Genomic DNA, 20714 nt, shown 5'->3' with positions numbered 1-20714 from the left:
AGGTGAGATGACGTACAATAGTATTAAGGTAGTTAAAGGAAATGGCGGTTATGGTGGGCCCTTAGTGATTACACCGACAGAAGAAAAACATAAATTTATTTACATTACAGGTGGCGGCGAGAAACCCGCAATTGTTGATAAAATCGTAGAATTGACAGGAATGGAAGCGGTCAATGGTTTTAAGACATCGATTCCAGATGATGAAATCGCATTAGCCATTATTGATTGTGGAGGCACTCTTCGTTGCGGGATTTATCCTAAAAAAGGAATTCCTACTATTAACGTTGTTCCAACTGGCAAAAGTGGTCCCTTAGCACAATACATTAATGAGACAATTTATGTTTCCGCTGTAGGCCCGAAACAGATTACATTGACATCAGAAGAAGCTGCTGCTGATACAGAAAAGCCCACCTCGAAAAAAACAGAATTTAAATATGATACAAGTAAAAAAATTACTGAACAAAAAGCGGAACAACAAAGTTTTGTTGCGAAAATTGGTATGGGTGCAGGAAAAGTTGTAGCGACATTCAACCAATCAGCCCGTGAAGGCGTACAAACGATGATCAACACAGTGATTCCGTTTATGGCATTTGTTTCTTTATTAATTGGTGTGATTCAAGGTTCAGGAATTGGTGAATTTTTTGCCAATATCATGGCGCCATTGGCAGGAAACATTGTGGGGTTAACAATTATTGGTTTTATTTGTTCTCTGCCGTTTCTTTCTCCTTTATTAGGTCCTGGAGCAGTAATCAGCCAAGTAATTGGTACGTTAATTGGTGTGGAAATTGGGAAAGGCAACATTCCGCCACAACTAGCCTTACCAGCATTGTTTGCTATTAATACACAAAACGCGTGCGACTTTATTCCCGTGGGCTTAGGCTTGGAAGAAGCTGAAGCTGAAACCGTTGAAGTCGGGGTCCCTTCTGTTTTATATTCTCGTTTCTTAAATGGTGCCCCTCGAGTACTAGTTGCTTGGTTAGCAAGTTTTGGATTGTATAGTTAAAAAATTTTTTTGGAGGATGGGAAATGTCAGTATTTACAACAAAGGTTCAGTCTATTGGACCAGAAGCCGAATTATTTAAAGAAGAAAAAATGGTCATCTTATTTGGAAAAGATGCACCAGATGCTTTAGCAGATTATTGTTATAACATTGAGGTTCAGCCAGTCACAGAAGCGATTACGGACAAGCAAACGTTAGTGATTGATGAACAAACTTACCAGATTACCGCTGTAGGCGAGGTAGTATTAACTAATTTAGACACATTGGGTCACATTACTATTAAATTTGATGGCGCAACAACACCTGAATTACCAGGTACATTATACGTTGAAGAAAAAGCTATTCCTGAAATAACTGTTGGTACAACAATCACTATTCTATAATTATCGTTTAAGGGAGGAACGTAAAAGATGGAATTTATGCTAGATACAATTAATCTTGAGGCTATTCGAAAGTATCAGAAAATTTTACCACTGGCAGGCGTAACGTCTAATCCCAGTATTGTTAAACAAGCAGGAAAAATTGACTTCTTTGCGCAGATGAAAGAAATCAAAAAAACGATTGGACAAGCGAGTTTGCACGTCCAAGTGGTCGGTCAAACGACAGAAGAGATGCTAGAAGATGCCCAAACCATTGTACAACAATTAGGCCAAGAAACATTCATTAAAATCCCAGTCAATGAAGCAGGCTTGGTAGCCATCAAACAACTAAAGCAGGCAAATTATCGGATAACAGCAACCGCTATTTATACAGAATTTCAAGGCTACCTAGCGATTGCGGCAGGTGCAGATTATTTAGCGCCTTATTATAATAGGATGGAGAATTTAACAATTGATTCTCAAAAGGTTATTGAGCATTTAGCTGCAGAAATTAAACGGACGAACGCAAAGAGTAAGATCTTAGCTGCTAGTTTTAAAAACGTGGCACAAATTAATCAAGCCTGTCAAATGGGGGCGCAAGCGGTCACTATCGCACCAGAACTCGTGACACAAGGCTTGGCAATGCCCGCCATTCAAAAAGCAGTAACTGATTTTCAGGAAGATTGGGTTGCTGTTTTTGGAGTAGAAACGGTAAACGAATTAGCATAAAAAGGACGAGAAGAAAAAGCGGCCATTTTTCTTCTCGTTCTTTTTTTGTTTCACATGAAACATCTACGATTATTCACTTGCTTAAAAATTAGACAATTTTCTTTATTTGTCAAAGAATTTCTTAAAAAAAAGGGTTATCTTTTGGGTATTTTTTTTGGTAGCAGTATGATGAGGGTATCAAATGATAGGAGGAAACGAGAATGAGATACACAAATGGAAATTATGAAGCATTTGCTCGACCAAGAAAACCAAAAGGTGTAGATGACAAGAGTGCCTACATCGTTGGTGGTGGCCTAGCAGGTTTAGCAACGGCTGTTTTCTTAATTCGTGACGGTCAAATGAAGGGCGAAAATATTCACATTTTTGAAGAACTCACGCTGTCTGGCGGTTCTTTAGATGGTAAATTTATTCCCCATGATGGCTTTGTCACTCGCGGCGGACGCGAAATGGAAAACCATTTCGAGTGTTTGTGGGATCTATTTCGTTCGGTACCATCATTAGAAGTAGAAGATGCCTCTGTCCTAGATGAGTTTTACCGTTTAGATTTAGATGATCCAAATTCTTCAAATTGCCGCATTATTCATAACCGTGGCGAACGTGTCCCGGACGATGGACAATTTACTTTATCCAAAAAAGCACAAAAAGAAATCGTTGATTTATTTATGACTTCTGAAGATCAATTAATTGGCAAAAAAATTGAAGATGTTTTCGGCGAAGAATTTTTTGAATCCAACTTTTGGATCTATTGGTGTTCAATGTTTGCTTTTGAAAAATGGCACTCTGCCATTGAAATGCGCCGTTACATCATGCGCTTTATCCACCACATCAAAGGTTTGCCTGACTTTACAGCCTTGAAGTTTACCAAATACAATCAATACGAATCGTTAGTGAAACCATTACTAAGCTTTTTAACCAATCAAGGGGTAGACTTTCAATATGAAACAACAATCAATGATATCCAAGTCGACATCAAAGGAGCTACTAAAGTTGCTCGGCGATTATTGTTGACACAAGCGGGCAAAACCAAAGAAATTCCTTTAACTGAAAATGATTTAGTCTTCGTAACGAATGGCTCAATTACTGAAAGTTCGACGCAAGGAGATCATCATACACCAGCACCAATTACTCATGAACTAGGGGGAAGTTGGAATCTCTGGAAAAACTTAGCAAAACAATCCCCAGAATTTGGGCACCCAGAAGTTTTCTGTGAAAATTTACCAGATGAAAGTTGGTTTGTCTCAGCAACGATTACGTGGGAAAATTTCGATATTGAACCGTATCTTTCTCGGTTAACACATCGTAAATTACGCACAGGAAAAATTGTCACAGGTGGTATTATTACTATCAAAGACTCTAATTGGATGATGAGTTTCGCTATGCATAGACAACCGCATTTTAAAGAACAAAATGATCAACAATCTATAACTTGGGTATATGGATTGCTTTCTAATAAACCAGGAAATTATATCAAAAAACCAATCGAACAATGTACAGGGCAAGAAATTACGAAAGAGTTACTTTATCATTTAGGGGTCCCAGAAGGGGAAATTGAACGTATTTCAGAAGAATCGGCTACCACTATTCCGGTTTATATGCCGTTTATCACTTCTTACTTTATGTTAAGAGAACCAGGCGATCGACCATTAGTTGTACCAAACGGCTCTAAAAATCTTGCTTTCATTGGGAACTTCGCAGATACTGAACGAGATACGGTGTTTACAACAGAGTATTCTGTACGGACAGCGATGGAAGCTGTTTATCAATTGCTAGAGGTTGAACGCGGAGTACCAGAAGTGTTTGCTTCTGCATACGACTTGCGCGTCTTAGCAAACTCTGTTTATTATTTATCTGACAAGAAAAAATTAACAGAAATGGATATGCCGTTCGTGGAACGCAAAATGGTTGAACACTTTGTGAAGAAATTTGAGGATACGTATATTGGTGATATTTTAAGAGAAAATCATTTAATTTAGTTGAAAGAGGTCGGGATAGAAGTGTTTAACTCCGAGAAATAAGAAGGAATTTCCGAAAATTGTTCTATAATTTTTGGAGAATTTCGGCTTATTTCCGAAGGAGTTGCTTCTGTTCCCGCCGTTTATCAGTTTTTGAGCGTGGAGCAAAAATCCAAAGTGATTTTTGTCCCATGCTCTTTTTTGTTGGATTATCAACCGTTGAATAAATATTCATTATTATGCATATTTCTTTTGTAATTTTATGGATATTAAATATATAATATGCTGAATGGGAGTAGCCAGTGGGCAACTTCGCAAAAAAATCTTAATTTCTGAAGAGACTTTTTCAAAATTTTGTTGAAAAGAAGGCGCATTTTTACCATAGTTTCTTCACATTTAACGGCTATTATTTAAACATACCCGATAAACAAAACCCTAACAAAACACTTTTTCATTTTTTAACTCCTCCGCCCGCCCTTCCCCAAAGGGCGGGTTGTTTTTTTGCGTTAAAGCAGTTGGCATTTTGTGGGGAAAGGATTATCATTATAGAAGAAGTATATAGAAAAAGGCGGCGAGAAGATGGGACGTTGGCAAGAATTACAACAAGCAATGAGTGCTGGTGTAGAGGCGGCGATTGACGCTGGCTGGGACCGCCAAGCTGTTTATGGATTAGTGGAAAGCGCCATAAAAGACACGCGTTTCTTGCCACTTGAGCAAGCGAAAACAGCAGTCACGGAACTGTTTTCTGAAGTGGAAGAAGTGGGCTCTTCAGCGTATGAGCGATTATTTCGCTTTTCGGCTTATCGTCCGCAAGAAAAGCTCTCGTTACTGTTATGGCAATTAGGTGCAGTGTTGGATCAGCATGGCATGTTGCAATTAGTAGGACCTTATCGTTTCTCGAAGACGATTGCACCGCATGCGACGTTTTGGCATTTGTTGGCAAAAACAGTTCAAAAAGCCTATCCGTTAGGTCTTCTTGGGAGCTTTAATCAAGAGAAAGCGAAAAAGATACATCAATTAAGAATGTATATTGATCGTCAAAATATCACGTATATCCGCGATTTTTTTAAACAAGAAGGGGACACCGATGAACAGGCATTAAAACGCTATGTTTTTGCGGCCAAGCCGCAAGGAATGGGCGGGCGGAAGCTAAAAAAAAGCTCTGCTCGTTTGCATAACAAATACCCTGAGGGGGCATCCTATTCTTTAATTAATAAGAAACGATTGACACCTAATTTTCACAGTGAGTTTATTTTGAATGAAGAAGGGACCTTTGTGACCCAGTGGGATGTGTTAGTTGAAGACTGGCGAGGCAGATTAATTAGTAATCCAGCTTATTATCAAGCGGCCAAAAACAATGAATACCAGGAAAAAGTCTTGAATGGTGAATCGTTTAATTATGCAAATCGGAATAATCGTACCCATGAATTACTAGATAGTTCACCACCAGGGAGATTTGATCATCAATTACGAAAAACAGCCAAAAAAGGTTGGTTAAGTCCCCGTATCCAAGAATACGACTACCGCAGAGAACGACAAATAAAGTGCGATGATTATAGTAAGTAAAACAAGCCAATGTTTCACATGAAACATTGGCTTGTTTTACTCTTAGAGAAAGGCGGTTTTCGTTGCCGCCAATTGAATATTTTGGCCCGTGACTAGAGACTTTTTACCACATAAAAAGGCGGATTTTTCTTTTATCATTCAGGCAAAAATCTTCCGAAAAGCATTGCAAGAAATTGCTATTTGCGTTAAAGTAGGAAAAGATGATTGTGAAACATTTTTCTGTTTCACAAAAAAGGAAGGAGTCTTTATGCTACCCGAAGAATTTAGACAACTATTAGCCGCAAAAGGCATTGAATTGACAGACCAACAGATGACACAATTTGACCAATATTTCCATTTACTAGTAGAATGGAATGAAAAAATGAATTTAACAGCCATCACAGAAGAAAAAGAAGTTTATTTGAAACATTTCTATGATTCTGTTTCGTTGGCATTCTTTGAAGACTTTGCCAGTGACAAAGCCATTTGTGATGTTGGCGCAGGCGCAGGATTTCCAAGTATTCCTTTGAAAATTGTTTTTCCTTCATTAAATGTCACAATTGTTGACTCTTTAAATAAACGAATTACTTTCCTAACAGAGTTGGTGAATCAACTAGGTTTGGCTAATGTTTCTTTGTATCATGATCGTGCAGAAACATTTGGTCAAAAAGCAGAATTTCGTGGCGCGTTTGATTACGTTACAGCGCGAGCAGTTGCACGATTAAATGTTTTAAGTGAACTGTGTTTACCCTTAGTTAAAAAAGAAGGCTATTTTTTAGCCTTAAAAGCATCGAAAAGTGAAGAAGAAATTAATGAAGCAAAACCTGCAATCGCTACATTAGGCGGTCAATTTCAAAAAGAAGTTGGTTTTACTTTGCCGATTACGGCAGACGAACGTCACATTGTCGTGATTCAAAAGAAAAAAGAAACCCCTAAAAAATATCCCAGAAAACCTGGATTACCAAATAAACAACCGATTAAATAAGATGGAGGCACACACATGACACGAATTATTTCTGTAGCGAACCAAAAAGGCGGCGTTGGTAAAACAACGACCACTGTAAATTTAGGCGCATGTTTAGCAAACTTAGGCAAAAAAGTCTTACTGATCGACATTGATGCACAAGGAAATGCTACCAGTGGCATGGGTGTCCCTAAACCAGATGTCGCACACGATGTGTATGATGTCCTTGTAAATGAAGAACCAATCACTAGCGTGGTTCAACATACCAGCCGTGAAAATTTAGATATTGTCCCTGCAACTATTCAATTAGCAGGCGCCGAAATTGAATTAACTTCAATGATGGCTCGAGAATCGCGCTTGAAATTAGCAATTGATGAAGTAAGAGACATGTATGATTTCGTTTTAATTGATTGCCCGCCTTCTCTAGGGCATTTAACAATCAATGCTTTTACAGCAAGTGATTCGATTCTAATTCCTGTTCAATGTGAATATTACGCATTAGAAGGCTTGAGTCAATTGCTAAATACGATTCGCTTGGTTCAAAAACATTTTAACCCTGAATTGAAAATTGAAGGAGTCTTGTTAACCATGTACGATGCTCGGACCAATTTAGGTGCCGAAGTCGTTGAAGAAGTCCGTAAATATTTCCGTGAAAAAGTCTATGACACGATTATTCCAAGAAATGTCCGTTTATCCGAAGCACCAAGTCATGGTTTACCAATCATTGACTATGATATTCGCTCAAAAGGTGCCGAAGTGTATCAAGCACTAGCAAAGGAAGTGTTGGAGAATGAATAAAGGCAAAGGTTTAGGCAGAGGCATCGATGCCTTGTTTCAAGATATCGCAAAGCTAGAAGATGTCGATGTTAAGAATGAACAAGTGACAGAAATTCTATTAAACGAACTTCGTCCCAATCCTTACCAACCGCGGAAAACATTTGATGAAACCTCTTTACAAGAACTTGCAAACTCGATTCTACATTCCGGTGTGTTTCAACCGATTATTGTTCGTAAATCGGCAGTTAAAGGCTATGAAATTATTGCAGGTGAGCGTCGGTTCCGGGCTTCTAAATTAGCCGGCAAAGAAAAAATTCCCGCAATTATTCGCGAATTTGATGAAGAATCCATGATGCAAGTTGCTGTTTTGGAAAACTTACAAAGGGAAGATTTAAATCCGCTAGAAGAAGCAGAAGCCTATGAAATGCTAATGAAAAATTTGAAATTAACACAAGCGGAAGTCGCAGAACGTTTGGGCAAAAGTCGCCCGTATATTGCCAATTATTTACGGTTGCTAACTTTACCAGATGCGGTCAAAGCAATGGTTCAAAAACAAAGCATGTCAATGGGTCAAGCACGGACGTTATTAGGCTTGAAGAACAAAGAACAGCTATTGCCATTAGCTAATCGTTGTATTAAAGACAATTTAACGGTTCGACAATTAGAACAACTTGTCGCTGAATTAAACGAAACACAAGGCAAAAAGGGCAAAAAAGCGAAAAAAGCCATCAAAGAAAAACCCATTTATATTCGTGAAAGTGAAGACCGCTTAATGGATAAATTTGGGACAACCGTAGCGATTCAAGAAAAAGAAGGCAAAGGAAAAATTGAAATTGAGTACTTGTCCTCTTCGGATTTGGCTAGAATTTTAGATATTTTAGATATTCATTTTGACGAGGAATAAAAAGCAAAGTGAGAAAGTAAGACAGAAAGTCACAAATCCTTTTGCTAGTTTCGGTAAAAAATGGTATTGTAATCATGGTATTTTTATATAAGTAAGAGAAGAAAGAAGGCTTGGAACATGTATGATTTAGGCGATATTGTCGAAATGAAAAAGCCGCATGCTTGCCAAGCAAATCGTTGGCAAATCATTCGCATGGGCGCTGATATCAAAATCAAGTGCACGAATTGCGGGCATATTGTCATGATGCCGCGTCGTGATTTTACTAAAAAATTAAAAAAAGTAATCGAGAAAAAAGCAGACTAATGCTTTGATGCCTCTAATAGAAAAGAGAATAGACTGAGAGAAAGAGTGGAAAACAAATGGCACTAACAGCTGGAATTGTCGGCTTACCAAACGTTGGTAAATCGACCCTATTTAACGCAATTACAAAAGCAGGAGCAGAAGCTGCAAATTATCCCTTTGCAACGATTGATCCGAACGTCGGCATGGTTGAAGTACCAGATGCCCGTTTACAACGCTTGACAGAACTAGTAAAACCGAAAAAAACAGTTCCCACAACGTTTGAATTTACAGACATCGCCGGAATTGTTAAAGGTGCCAGCAAAGGAGAAGGGCTGGGAAATCAGTTTTTAAGTCACATTCGTCAAGTAGATGCAATCTGTCACGTGGTTCGTTGTTTTGATGACGAAAATATCATGCGTGAACAAAATCGAGATGCGGATTTCGTTGATCCTTTAGCAGACATTGATACAATTAATTTAGAGCTAATTTTAGCAGATTTAGATTCAATCAATAAGCGCTATACTCGCGTGGCTAAAATGGCGAAAGCAAAAGATAAAGAAGCGGTGGAAGAATTAGCTGTTTTAGACAAAATTAAACCAGTTTTAGAAGAAGGTTTATCTGCTCGTACGATTGAATTTACGCCAGAAGAAGAGAAAATTGTTAAATCTCTTTTCTTATTAACCACAAAGCCGGTCCTTTATGTAGCAAATGTTTCAGAAGATGAAGTGGCGGATCCAGACAACAATGAGTATGTACAACAAGTTCGTAATTTTGCAACCAGTGAAAATGCGGAAGTAATCGTAGTTAGTGCGCGAGCAGAAGAAGAAATTGCTGAATTGGATTCTGAAGAAGACAAGGCTGAATTTTTAGAAGCAATGGGCATTGAACAATCTGGCTTAGATCAATTGATTCGTGCGGCGTACGATTTGTTAGGCTTAGCTACCTACTTTACAGCTGGTGAACAAGAAGTTCGTGCGTGGACGTTCCGTAAGGGAATCAAGGCACCTCAAGCAGCTGGGATTATCCACAGTGACTTTGAACGAGGCTTCATTCGTGCGGAAACAGTTTCTTATGAAGACCTAGATAAATATGGCAATATGCAAGCTGCCAAAGAAGCGGGCCGTGTTCGTTTAGAAGGAAAAGACTACGTCGTTCAAGATGGCGATGTTATGTTGTTCCGTTTTAACGTTTAAGAAAAGACCCATGCCCAACAAGCAATTTGTTTTGGGGTAAGCCCACATATTTAAGGCCATTCAGCCGTTTAGAAAGAGGTTCCCTCTACATGAGGGTGAGGAGGATACAACTATGGAAGCAGAAGCATTACGAGCAATCGTGGCTGAGAATCGTCAATTAGAACAGAATTTGACTAAAAGAAATGAACAATACATTTTTGACTTAAAAAAATCATTAAAAGCGGCTAATTTATCTGAAGAGGAGCTAGCATTGGCTCTACACGGTATTTTACCAGAATTAGTAGCCGGTCAAAAAACAGGTAAAACAGCCCGTCAGTTATTTGGCACTGTTTCAGAACGGACGGAAGCAATTTTAAATAAACCAGCAGAAGTCAAAGAACCAGCGGGCTGGATGATTTGGCTCGACAATACCTTATTATTGCTTGGTTTATTAACAATCATGTTAGCGGCGATGTCTCTATTTTCAAAAGGAACCGCACAGCCTCTCGGATTAACCACATATATCTTAGGTGCGATGGCTGGGGGTTATGTTTTCTATCTAATGCACAAATATGTTTACCGTTTTGATCGTCAAGGTGGCGACAAAAGCAAACGTCCTGGTTGGTTAAAAACGACTGCCATTCTATTTGGCGGAATGTTCTTGTGGATTGCAGTTTTCGCTGGTTCAGCGATGCTGCCACCAGTAATCAATCCCATTTTAGATCCGATGATTGCTTTAGTAATCGGTGCGTTAGCCTTTGTAGCACGCTATTTCTTCAAGAAAAAATACAATATTCAAGGTAGTTTCATGACACGTCAATAAACGGCGCGCGCTCAATTGTGAATGCGCTCGGCTGACGCAGAAACTGCAACAAGCAAAGTCGCTCTCTCAATAGAGCGTTTTAACAGTTAAAGCCTGGGGGATTAGTCGAAAAAACTAGTGTCCCAGGCTTCTGTTTTCAGAAGTTTGTAAAGAAAGGAGCCTCTTATGGGACAACAAGTGAAGTCTTGGTGCCGTCAACACGAGCGGCTACTCATTTTTATTAGTTTTCTCTTATTAAGTGGACTTTCTCTCTATTTTGTCTATTTTCAAGAGAATTTTTTACGAGCAAGTGATTTCCGCTTTCATCAAAATCGGGTGGAAGGTCTCGCATCAGCAATTAAAAACAACGACTGGTTTCCTAAAATCAATTATTTTTTCTTGGGAGGCTATGGCTATGCCTCTAGTTTGTTTTATCCAGATGCGTATCTTTATTTACCTGCGCTTTTGCGTGTTCTGGGGCTTTCCTTTGTCGCTAGTATGGCAATTTTTGTGTTTGCGGTAAACTTGGCAACATTTAGTCTTACTTATTATGCAGGCCGATTAATGGCGCTCTCTAAAAAAAGAAGCTATCTCTTTGCCATTTTGTATGGCTTATCTATTTACCGCATGCAAGACTTGTTTAATCGCCAAGCGTTAGGAGAATTTTTGGCGCTAAGCTTTTTTCCGTTGGTCTTAGCGAGCCTGTTTTTATTACGAAAGGGAACCACGAAATGTTGGCCGTTGTTAACGCTGGCGATGACTGGCATTGGGTTGGCTCACTTTATTTCTATTGAAATGGTTTCTATTTGGATTGGGTTATACATTCTGTTTTATTGGCAGCAGTTTTTTAAAAAGGAGGTCCTGTGGGCATTAGCGAAGGCTGCAGGTCTGACACTACTTTGGCTGGCCTTTTATCTTTTACCAGTTGCTGAACAAATGAAAAATCAAGTGTTTAAAGTTACATCCAATCCACTCACTTATATTTCCGAAAGAAGTTATCCCATTGATTCTCTTTTCATTAATAGTTTAAAGAGCAGTGTTTTTCACGCGAAAACAGCGAATCTAGGAACCCTTTTGTTTGTGGGACTTGTTGTAGCAGTGGTTTCGCTTGCCAGCAAAAAAATTCAGAACAAACGGTTTATTGGTTTGACGCTGGTACTCTTATTGATGGTTACTACGCTTTTTCCTTGGCACTGGCTGAACCACACGCCTTTAAATACGATTCAGTTTCCTTGGCGGTTTTTAGGGATTCTTTCCGTAATGCTCGCTTTTTTCATTGCACAAGACGAATGGGGCGTTTTCCGTAAATCTTGGACTGTGGCTTTGTTGGTTTTCCTTGCCATCAGCAATTTAGGCATTTATCAATATCAAAGTATTCAGTCACAACAAGGCCACCTGTTAACAAAAGCTGAGTATGAGCAACCAACGCCTTTTTATATCGGTGCGGGCCATGAATATTTGCCAGATGAAATCAATTATCAGGAATTATTGAAACAGAAAAAACGACAACTTGATTATTCGGCAGCACAAGTAACCATTACAAATGTTAGAATGCCTTATGGGAAAATTTCATTTGACTACCAAGTGGTGAAGCAATCAGCGAAGGTGACCGTTCCTTTTATTTATTACTTAGGCTATCAAGCCACGATTCAAATGAAAAACCAAACGGGCGCTAAAAAAATGAGCCTAACCAATCAAGGAGGCTTAGCCGCTCTTTCTTTATCTGGTACAGGACATGTCGACATCCGTTACCAAAGAACAAAAGTGCAAAAAATAGGGACAATGATGACCTTGCTTTCTGTTGGCGGTTTTGGATTTAGCCGATTTTTACAACAAAAAAAGAAACACAAGATAAAAGAACAACGATGAAAGTATGACCTTAATTAGGAAGAGTTGAATAAAGGACAAACCGATTTCGGCGTTTTGTCCTTTATTCCTCATTGATTATTTAAACAAATCTAGTTGACTTCCTTAGTATTATCTGTTATTTTCATATATAAAATTAAGTCGAGGAGTGGACAAAAAAATGTCAAATTGGGAAACAAAATTTGCGAAAAAAGGTCTTACATTTGATGATGTGTTATTAATCCCTGCAGAAAGCCATGTCTTACCAAATGATGTAGACATGAGTGTACAATTAGCTAAAAATATCAAGTTAAATATTCCATTGATGAGTGCCAGTATGGATACTGTTACAGATAGTAATATGGCAATTGCGATGGCTCGTCAAGGTGGACTAGGTGTCGTACATAAAAATATGACTGTCGCCCAACAAGCAGACGAAGTACGTAAAGTCAAACGTTCTGAAAGCGGCGTTATCATTGATCCATTCTTTCTAACACCAACAAACTTAGTAGCGGATGCAGAAGAATTAATGAGTCGTTACCGTATTAGCGGTGTGCCAATTGTAGAAACAATGGAAAACCGTAAATTAGTCGGAATTATTACAAACCGTGATATGCGTTTTGTAACCGACTACCAAATCAAAATTGAAGAAGTCATGACAAAAGATCATTTAGTCACTGCGCCAGTTGGCACATCTTTAAAAGATGCAGAAAAAATCTTACAAAAACATAAAATCGAAAAATTACCAATCGTTGATGAAGCAGGTCGCTTAAGTGGCTTAATTACAATTAAAGACATTGAAAAAGTGATTGAATTCCCAAATGCTGCCAAAGACGAACACGGTCGTTTACTTGTGGCGGCAGCAGTCGGTGTCACTAGTGATACGTTCGAACGTGCGGAAGCATTATTAGAAGCAGGTGCCGATGCGATTGTTATCGATACTGCACATGGCCATAGTGCCGGCGTTATTCGCAAAATTAAAGAAATTCGTGAAACGTTCCCTGAAGCAACATTAATTGCTGGTAATGTTGCCACTGCTGAAGCAACCAAAGCATTGTATGATGTCGGCGTGGACGTTGTCAAAGTTGGTATTGGACCTGGTTCAATTTGTACAACACGTGTCGTTGCTGGTGTTGGTGTTCCTCAATTAACAGCGATTTATGATGCTGCTTCTGTAGCTAGAGAATATGGTAAAGCAATTATCGCTGATGGCGGTATTAAATATTCTGGTGATATCGTGAAAGCCTTAGCTGCTGGTGGCCATGCTGTAATGCTAGGAAGTATGTTAGCAGGTACAGATGAATCTCCAGGCGAATTTGAAATTTATCAAGGCCGTCGTTTCAAAACTTACCGTGGCATGGGCTCATTGGGCGCAATGGAAAAAGGATCAAGTGATCGTTACTTCCAAGGAAGTGTCAATGAAGCAAACAAATTAGTGCCAGAAGGAATCGAAGGACGTGTCGCTTACAAAGGAAGCGTTTCTGATATTGTCTTCCAATTAATCGGTGGCTTGAAATCAGGGATGGGTTACGTCGGTGCAGCAGACCTGAAAGCGTTGCGTGAAGAAGCACAATTTGTTCAAATGAGTGGTAACGGATTGAAAGAATCACATCCACATGACGTTCAAATCACAAAAGAAGCACCAAACTATTCTGTTCAATAAAATAAAAGCTGATTTTTTTGAAATTTAAAAGAGGCAGACGTCATTTCGACGTCTGCCTCTTTTTCTGTAGAATAAAAGCCGTTATCTGATATCAGACAACGACCTTCATCTTCCCTTTATTTAATAACTGTTAGGTTACCCATGTAAGGAACTAGGACTTCTGGTACAGTCACAGAGCCATCTTCGTTTTGGTAGTTTTCTAAAATAGCAGCGACTGTCCGTCCCACGGCTAAACCAGAACCATTGAGTGTATGCGCATATTGGACTTTATCATTTTCATCACGGTAACGAATCATCGCACGGCGCGCTTGGAAATCTTCACAGTTTGAGCATGAACTGATTTCACGGTATGTCTCTTGAGCGGGAATCCAAACTTCCAAGTCATAAGTTTTCGCAGCTGAGAAGCCCATGTCACCTGTTGAAAGAGCCATGACACGGTAAGGTAATCCCAGTTTTTGCAGAATTTCTTCGGCATTATTCGTCATTTTTTCTAATTCCTCATAAGAATGCTCTGCATCACTAAATTTAACCATTTCGACTTTATTAAATTGGTGTAAACGAATTAACCCACGTGTGTCACGACCAGCGCTACCAGCTTCAGAACGGAAAGAAGGGCTCAAGGCCGTAAAGTAAATCGGTAAATCCTTGCCATCTAAAATTTCATTGTTGTAGTAATTAGTTAACGGGACTTCTGCCGTTGGGATTAACGTTAAATCCGTATCTTGTAATTGGAAGACATCTTCTTTAAATTTAGGAAATTGGCCAGTCCCGAACATGGCGGTGTCATTAACGATATAAGGCGTAATCATTTCTGTATAGCCATGTTCATAAACATGTAAATCTAACATGAAGTTGTATAACGCACGTTCTAAGCGAGCACCTAGGCCTTTGTAATAAACAAAACGGCTACCAGCTACTTTGGCACCACGTTCAAAATCTAGAATGCCTAAGTTTTCAGCGACTTCCCAGTGTGGTTTTGGTTCAAAAGCAAAAGTTCTTGGTTCACTCCAACGACGTACTTCTACATTTTCTTCTTCACCAGCACCAACAGGCACAGAATCATCTGGCAAGTTCGGTAAAGTAGTTGTGATCCCACGTAGCTCTTCGTCAATAGCGTTAATTTCTGCATCTAATGCTTTAATATTGCCGCCGACTTCTTTCATTTCCGCGATTTTGGCCGTTGCATCTTCTTTGTTCCGTTTTAATTGAGCAATTTCAGCAGACACATCGTTCCGATATTTTTTCATTTCTTCGACTTTGACTAATAAATCACGGCGACTTTCATCTAAACGCAGAAATTCCACTAAGATTTCTTCTTTCACACCACGGGTTTGTAGCTTTGCTTTTACTTCGTCAAAATTTTGACGCATCATTTTTACATCTAACATATTTTTTCCTCCTTAAAATTAGTACATAATCAATAATAACTGTTGTAGAAAACAACAAAAAAGCCATCTCACCCCAAAAATAAATATTCTTGGGACGAAATGACTGGAAATCTCGCGGTACCACCCAAGTTCAGTAATGTTACTGCCCTTGATTTGCAGATAACGGCTGCAGACCGTTCCAACTTATTTCGCTGGACACCTGGAAGAGACGGACTTCTTTATAGATGAATGTTTGCTCGCACCCCCGCAAACTCTCTGGAATTCAGTGCCATAAATACTTTTTCTCTTAGTTTTCTCTTTTCTATAGAATACCGAAAAAGTTCAGGGATGTCAATTAACTCTCTGATTTCTTGTTGGTACGCTGTAAGGGTAGATGAATAATAAAGGAAGTCCACTTTTGATCAGACTTCGCATAAATATATCCACCATGTAAAGCGACAATACTTTGTGCAATAGCCAGACCTAAACCAGTACCCCCCGTTTCTTGTGATCGGGATTCTTCGACACGATAGAAGCGGTCAAACAACTGATCTAAAGAATGTTTAGGGATAGCTGGTCCATCATTGCGAACAGCAATAATTGCTTCGGTGCCGACTTTGTCTACTTCCATCACAATATGATGGCCGCCTTTGCCATATTTCAAAGCGTTTGAAAGAAGGTTGTTAAAGACTCGGACTAGTTTTTCTGTATCGCCTTCCATCATTAAAGAAGCTGGATTGGCTTTTACTTGGATTTGCATATTAATCTTTTTCGCTTCCAATTCAAAATCGGCAGCAAGCTGTTCAATTAATTGTGCCATATCAAAAGTCGTCGTATGAATCGGTACACTTGGTTGACGGACTTTTGTATATTCAAAAAGATCATCAACTAATAATTTCATTTGTTTCGCTTTGACGTAAGCGGTATGCGTATATTTCAGTAAATCTTCTTGGCTATGAAATTGACGATCTTCAATCAATCCCAGATAACCAATAATAGAAGTTAACGGTGTCCGAATATCATGACTGACATTCGTAATTAATTCATCTTTTGATTTTTCAATTCGCCGTTCATCTTCAATGGCTGCGACAGTACTATCCACCAGACCGTTAATACTCGTCACGACTTTTGCTAAATCACCACTTAATTCAAACGGAATGCGGTGATTGTAATTACCATCAGCGATGTAATGTAACTCACTGATAATATGACGCAATTGCATTTGATGGTAGCGACGAATTAAGCGCCAATAGAGAACAGCTGCATCTACTAAAAAGAAAATGGGTAAGACAAATTTATTCCAGCTCCAAAACAAATCAGTATTTAATTCTTTAGCGACCGCATCCTTAGTGGCCCAGATGACACCAGCTAAGGGCGAGTTTTCACTAAGTAGTTGTCCTAAGAGGAACATAATTGAGACATTTAATAGTAGTAATAAAACAATTGTCACAATTGCTTCTGCTAATAACTCGCTGATTTCTTTAGAAGTTAAGGTAATTCGTTTTTGTTTTTCAATCTTTTTAGGTTTAACGAGCATCGATCTTATATCCAACTCCCCACACTGTTTGAATGACTTTTTCTCCACCAGTTGCTTCTTCAATCTTATCTCTTAAATGACTGACGTGAACCATCACGGTTTTAGCAGAAACAATACTTTCTTGTTGCCACACACGCTCAAAAATTTCATCCGCACTAAACACACGATTTGGATGACTAGCTAATAGATAGAGGATACCAAACTCAAGAGCGGTTAATTGAATTTCTTTTCCTTCTATTGTTTTGACTTCGTGAGAGTCCTTATTAATCATTAATGGGCCGACTTCTAATTCATCGGGTTCTTCTTTGGTTAATTGCATTTGGCTTCTACGTAAAATAGACTTTACCCGAGCCATTACTTCTAAAGGATTAAAAGGCTTGGTGACATAATCGTCTGCACCAGCAACTAAGCCTTTTATTTTATCCATATCGGTTGTTTTTGCTGTTAACATAATAATTGGAATTTGCGATTCTTTTCGAAGTTCTTTTACTACTTCCATTCCATCCATGATTGGCATCATAATGTCCAAGATTAATAAATCGATATCTGGTGTTGTGTGCAATTTGGATAACGCTTCTTTTCCATCATAAGCTTTCACGACTTCGTATCCTTCATTATGAATATAAATACTCAATAGTTCTACAATTTCTTTATCATCATCTGCAACTAAAATTTTCATAAGCGTTCATTTCCTCCATATATAAAAAAATCTCTTTTCCATATTTTAACAAATAATTGCTAAAAAGGACAAAATCCTTGATATATTACGATAAATTTAGAAGATTTTGCTAAAAGTTAATAAACTATAGCCAAAAAAGGATGAAAGGGGGTAAAAAACGAACGAAAACACCTAGACCAATCATAATAATCGGTATTGAAAAAAAGTTTAAAAAAAGTGAAAATAATGATTGACCAATGCTTGAAATCTTGGTATATTATTACATGTCGCAAGGCGAGTCACACAGCTGAGCGATTCAGAAATCAATAATTAAATAACAATTCTTGATTTCAAATCTCTCGAAAAAAGTTTGAAAAAACAACAAAAAAGTTGTTGACAAATAACAAACGAGATGATAAGATATAGAAGTTGTCACAACAGACAACAACAACCGAGCAAAACAACTTAAAAAACTTTTTAAAAAAAGTTCTTGACATTCAAACGAAAGTTTGTTATGATATAAAAGTTGCTGCGAGGTAACGTAGACCTTTGAAAACTGAACAAAGAATAGACGAACCAAATGTGTAGGGCGTCTTGATTCAATTCAAGACAACAAACATTTTTAACAAGCAAGCAATATGCTAGCAAACAAATTGAGCTTAACAATCGTAAGATTGTTCTAACTTTTATTATGAGAGTTTGATCCTGGCTCAGGACGAACGCTGGCGGCGTGCCTAATACATGCAAGTCGAACGCTTCTTTCCTCCCGAGTGCTTGCACTCAATTGGAAAGAGGAGTGGCGGACGGGTGAGTAACACGTGGGTAACCTACCCATCAGAGGGGGATAACACTTGGAAACAGGTGCTAATACCGCATAACAGTTTATGCCGCATGGCATAAGAGTGAAAGGCGCTTTCGGGTGTCGCTGATGGATGGACCCGCGGTGCATTAGCTAGTTGGTGAGGTAACGGCTCACCAAGGCCACGATGCATAGCCGACCTGAGAGGGTGATCGGCCACACTGGGACTGAGACACGGCCCAGACTCCTACGGGAGGCAGCAGTAGGGAATCTTCGGCAATGGACGAAAGTCTGACCGAGCAACGCCGCGTGAGTGAAGAAGGTTTTCGGATCGTAAAACTCTGTTGTTAGAGAAGAACAAGGACGTTAGTAACTGAACGTCCCCTGACGGTATCTAACCAGAAAGCCACGGCTAACTACGTGCCAGCAGCCGCGGTAATACGTAGGTGGCAAGCGTTGTCCGGATTTATTGGGCGTAAAGCGAGCGCAGGCGGTTTCTTAAGTCTGATGTGAAAGCCCCCGGCTCAACCGGGGAGGGTCATTGGAAACTGGGAGACTTGAGTGCAGAAGAGGAGAGTGGAATTCCATGTGTAGCGGTGAAATGCGTAGATATATGGAGGAACACCAGTGGCGAAGGCGGCTCTCTGGTCTGTAACTGACGCTGAGGCTCGAAAGCGTGGGGAGCAAACAGGATTAGATACCCTGGTAGTCCACGCCGTAAACGATGAGTGCTAAGTGTTGGAGGGTTTCCGCCCTTCAGTGCTGCAGCAAACGCATTAAGCACTCCGCCTGGGGAGTACGACCGCAAGGTTGAAACTCAAAGGAATTGACGGGGGCCCGCACAAGCGGTGGAGCATGTGGTTTAATTCGAAGCAACGCGAAGAACCTTACCAGGTCTTGACATCCTTTGACCACTCTAGAGATAGAGCTTTCCCTTCGGGGACAAAGTGACAGGTGGTGCATGGTTGTCGTCAGCTCGTGTCGTGAGATGTTGGGTTAAGTCCCGCAACGAGCGCAACCCTTATTGTTAGTTGCCATCATTTAGTTGGGCACTCTAGCGAGACTGCCGGTGACAAACCGGAGGAAGGTGGGGATGACGTCAAATCATCATGCCCCTTATGACCTGGGCTACACACGTGCTACAATGGGAAGTACAACGAGTCGCTAGACCGCGAGGTCATGCAAATCTCTTAAAGCTTCTCTCAGTTCGGATTGCAGGCTGCAACTCGCCTGCATGAAGCCGGAATCGCTAGTAATCGCGGATCAGCACGCCGCGGTGAATACGTTCCCGGGCCTTGTACACACCGCCCGTCACACCACGAGAGTTTGTAACACCCGAAGTCGGTGAGGTAACCTTTTTGGAGCCAGCCGCCTAAGGTGGGATAGATGATTGGGGTGAAGTCGTAACAAGGTAGCCGTATCGGAAGGTGCGGCTGGATCACCTCCTTTCTAAGGAATATTACGGAAATACACATTTCGTCTTTACTTTGTTCAGTTTTGAGAGGTCTACTCTCAAAACATTCGTTCATTGAAAACTGGATATTGAAGTAAAAAGAATCAAAACAAACCGAGAACACCGCGTTGAATGAGTTTTTTAATAAGTTCAATTGCTTATTTATTGATTAACCTTCTATCGCTAGAAGAAGTGATCAAGACCCAACCGTAAGGTTGATAAGGTTAAGTGAATAAGGGCGCACGGTGGATGCCTTGGCACTAGGAGCCGATGAAGGACGGGACTAACACCGATATGCTTTGGGGAGCTGTAAGTAAGCTATGATCCAGAGATTTCCGAATGGGGGAACCCAATATCTTTTATAGGATATTACTTTTCAGTGAATACATAGCTGATTAGAGGTAGACGCAGAGAACTGAAACATCTTAGTACCTGCAGGAAGAGAAAGAAAATTCGATTCCCTGAGTAGCGGCGAGCGAAACGGGAAGAGCCCAAACCAACAAGCTTGCTTGTTGGGGTTGTAGGACTCCAATATGGTAGTCTGTTAGTATAGTTGAAGGATTTGGAAAATTCCGCTAAAGAGGGTGAAAGCCCCGTAGACGAAATGCTAACAACACCTAGGAGGATCCTGAGTACGGCGGAACACGAGAAATTCCGTCGGAATCCGCGGGGACCATCCCGCAAGGCTAAATACTCCCTAGTGACCGATAGTGAACCAGTACCGTGAGGGAAAGGTGAAAAGCACCCCGGAAGGGGAGTGAAATAGATCCTGAAACCGTGTGCCTACAACAAGTCAAAGCTCGTTAATGAGTGATGGCGTGCCTTTTGTAGAATGAACCGGCGAGTTACGATTGCATGCGAGGTTAAGTCGAAGAGACGGAGCCGCAGCGAAAGCGAGTCTGAATA

At 39.9% G+C, this 20714-nt stretch carries 16 protein-coding genes, 2 rRNA genes and 1 other annotated feature (1 of these 19 running past the window's edge); of the genes, 15 read left to right on the top strand and 3 right to left on the bottom strand.

What is annotated here, in order from left to right; translation table 11 throughout:
* Window positions 1–7 precede the first annotated feature (7 nt).
* The 13 genes from srlE to guaB all read left to right on the top strand — a co-directional run bounded on the left by srlE (window position 8) and on the right by guaB (window position 13994).
* Window positions 8–1003 carry a PTS glucitol/sorbitol transporter subunit IIB gene (srlE, locus tag IGL80_RS12895; protein WP_002355982.1) on the top strand — a complete coding sequence of 332 codons (996 nt, stop codon included), beginning with the start codon at window positions 8–10 and terminating at the stop codon, window positions 1001–1003.
* A 23-nt stretch (window positions 1004–1026) separates the two neighbouring features.
* Complete coding sequence (locus tag IGL80_RS12890; protein ID WP_002355981.1) at window positions 1027–1383, top strand: PTS glucitol/sorbitol transporter subunit IIA; 357 nt, start codon at window positions 1027–1029, stop codon at window positions 1381–1383.
* Between the two features lie 27 nt (window positions 1384–1410).
* Window positions 1411–2088: a fructose-6-phosphate aldolase gene (locus IGL80_RS12885; RefSeq protein WP_002359191.1), complete on the top strand. Its 678-nt coding sequence runs from the start codon at window positions 1411–1413 to the stop codon at window positions 2086–2088.
* 200 nt (window positions 2089–2288) lie between these two features.
* Window positions 2289–4061 (top strand): oleate hydratase, encoded by a 1773-nt coding sequence (locus IGL80_RS12880; RefSeq protein ID WP_002359190.1) that lies wholly within the window; start codon window positions 2289–2291, stop codon window positions 4059–4061.
* A gap of 558 nt (window positions 4062–4619) precedes the next feature.
* A complete protein-coding gene (locus tag IGL80_RS12875) occupies window positions 4620–5606 on the top strand; it encodes a DUF3114 domain-containing protein (protein ID WP_002359189.1) in 987 nt (328 codons plus the stop codon).
* 247 nt (window positions 5607–5853) lie between these two features.
* Complete coding sequence (rsmG, locus tag IGL80_RS12870) at window positions 5854–6570, top strand: 16S rRNA (guanine(527)-N(7))-methyltransferase RsmG (RefSeq protein WP_002355977.1); 717 nt, start codon at window positions 5854–5856, stop codon at window positions 6568–6570.
* Between the two features lie 15 nt (window positions 6571–6585).
* A complete protein-coding gene (locus IGL80_RS12865; protein ID WP_002355976.1) occupies window positions 6586–7347 on the top strand; it encodes a ParA family protein in 762 nt (253 codons plus the stop codon).
* Complete coding sequence (locus tag IGL80_RS12860) at window positions 7340–8230, top strand: ParB/RepB/Spo0J family partition protein (protein ID WP_002355975.1); 891 nt, start codon at window positions 7340–7342, stop codon at window positions 8228–8230. Before IGL80_RS12865 ends, IGL80_RS12860 begins: the two co-directional genes overlap by 8 nt.
* Before the next feature lie 117 nt (window positions 8231–8347).
* Complete coding sequence (locus IGL80_RS12855; RefSeq protein ID WP_002355974.1) at window positions 8348–8533, top strand: DUF951 domain-containing protein; 186 nt, start codon at window positions 8348–8350, stop codon at window positions 8531–8533.
* Between the two features lie 56 nt (window positions 8534–8589).
* Complete coding sequence (gene ychF / locus IGL80_RS12850; RefSeq protein ID WP_002355971.1) at window positions 8590–9705, top strand: redox-regulated ATPase YchF; 1116 nt, start codon at window positions 8590–8592, stop codon at window positions 9703–9705.
* A gap of 112 nt (window positions 9706–9817) precedes the next feature.
* Entirely contained in the window at window positions 9818–10507 is a 690-nt protein-coding gene (locus tag IGL80_RS12845; protein ID WP_002363563.1) for a DUF1129 domain-containing protein, read from the top strand.
* A gap of 165 nt (window positions 10508–10672) precedes the next feature.
* Window positions 10673–12355 carry a 6-pyruvoyl-tetrahydropterin synthase-related protein gene (locus tag IGL80_RS12840; protein ID WP_002359188.1) on the top strand — a complete coding sequence of 561 codons (1683 nt, stop codon included), beginning with the start codon at window positions 10673–10675 and terminating at the stop codon, window positions 12353–12355.
* Between the two features lie 157 nt (window positions 12356–12512).
* Entirely contained in the window at window positions 12513–13994 is a 1482-nt protein-coding gene (gene guaB / locus IGL80_RS12835) for an IMP dehydrogenase (protein WP_002355966.1), read from the top strand.
* Window positions 13995–14110: 116 nt separating this feature from the next.
* On the opposite strand, the gene serS is transcribed toward guaB, so the two are convergent.
* The 3 genes from serS to IGL80_RS12820 all read right to left on the bottom strand — a co-directional run bounded on the left by serS (window position 14111) and on the right by IGL80_RS12820 (window position 17577).
* Complete coding sequence (serS, locus tag IGL80_RS12830) at window positions 14111–15382, bottom strand: serine--tRNA ligase (protein WP_002355965.1); 1272 nt, start codon at window positions 15380–15382, stop codon at window positions 14111–14113.
* An 87-nt stretch (window positions 15383–15469) separates the two neighbouring features.
* Window positions 15470–15676: a binding site (T-box leader), on the bottom strand.
* A gap of 40 nt (window positions 15677–15716) precedes the next feature.
* A complete protein-coding gene (locus IGL80_RS12825) occupies window positions 15717–16898 on the bottom strand; it encodes a sensor histidine kinase (protein WP_002363566.1) in 1182 nt (393 codons plus the stop codon).
* The gene (locus tag IGL80_RS12820) at window positions 16888–17577 is read right to left on the bottom strand and encodes a response regulator transcription factor (protein WP_002355963.1); all 690 of its coding nucleotides are present in this window, start codon (window positions 17575–17577) and stop codon (window positions 16888–16890) included. Before IGL80_RS12820 ends, IGL80_RS12825 begins: the two co-directional genes overlap by 11 nt.
* Window positions 17578–18243: 666 nt before the next feature.
* Between IGL80_RS12820 and IGL80_RS12815 the strand changes: the two genes are divergently transcribed.
* Together IGL80_RS12815 and IGL80_RS12810 are read left to right on the top strand one after the other, a co-directional pair.
* A 16S ribosomal RNA gene (locus IGL80_RS12815) occupies window positions 18244–19804 on the top strand.
* A 226-nt stretch (window positions 19805–20030) separates the two neighbouring features.
* Window positions 20031–20714, top strand: a 23S ribosomal RNA gene (locus IGL80_RS12810) (it continues 2229 nt past the right edge of the window).
* Together the 16S and 23S rRNA genes form the textbook arrangement of a ribosomal RNA operon.

This window comes from Enterococcus sp. DIV2467a, assembly GCF_050532945.1.
Classification (GTDB): domain Bacteria; phylum Bacillota; class Bacilli; order Lactobacillales; family Enterococcaceae; genus Enterococcus; species Enterococcus faecalis.
This window is presented reverse-complemented; position numbering and strand designations above follow the sequence as displayed.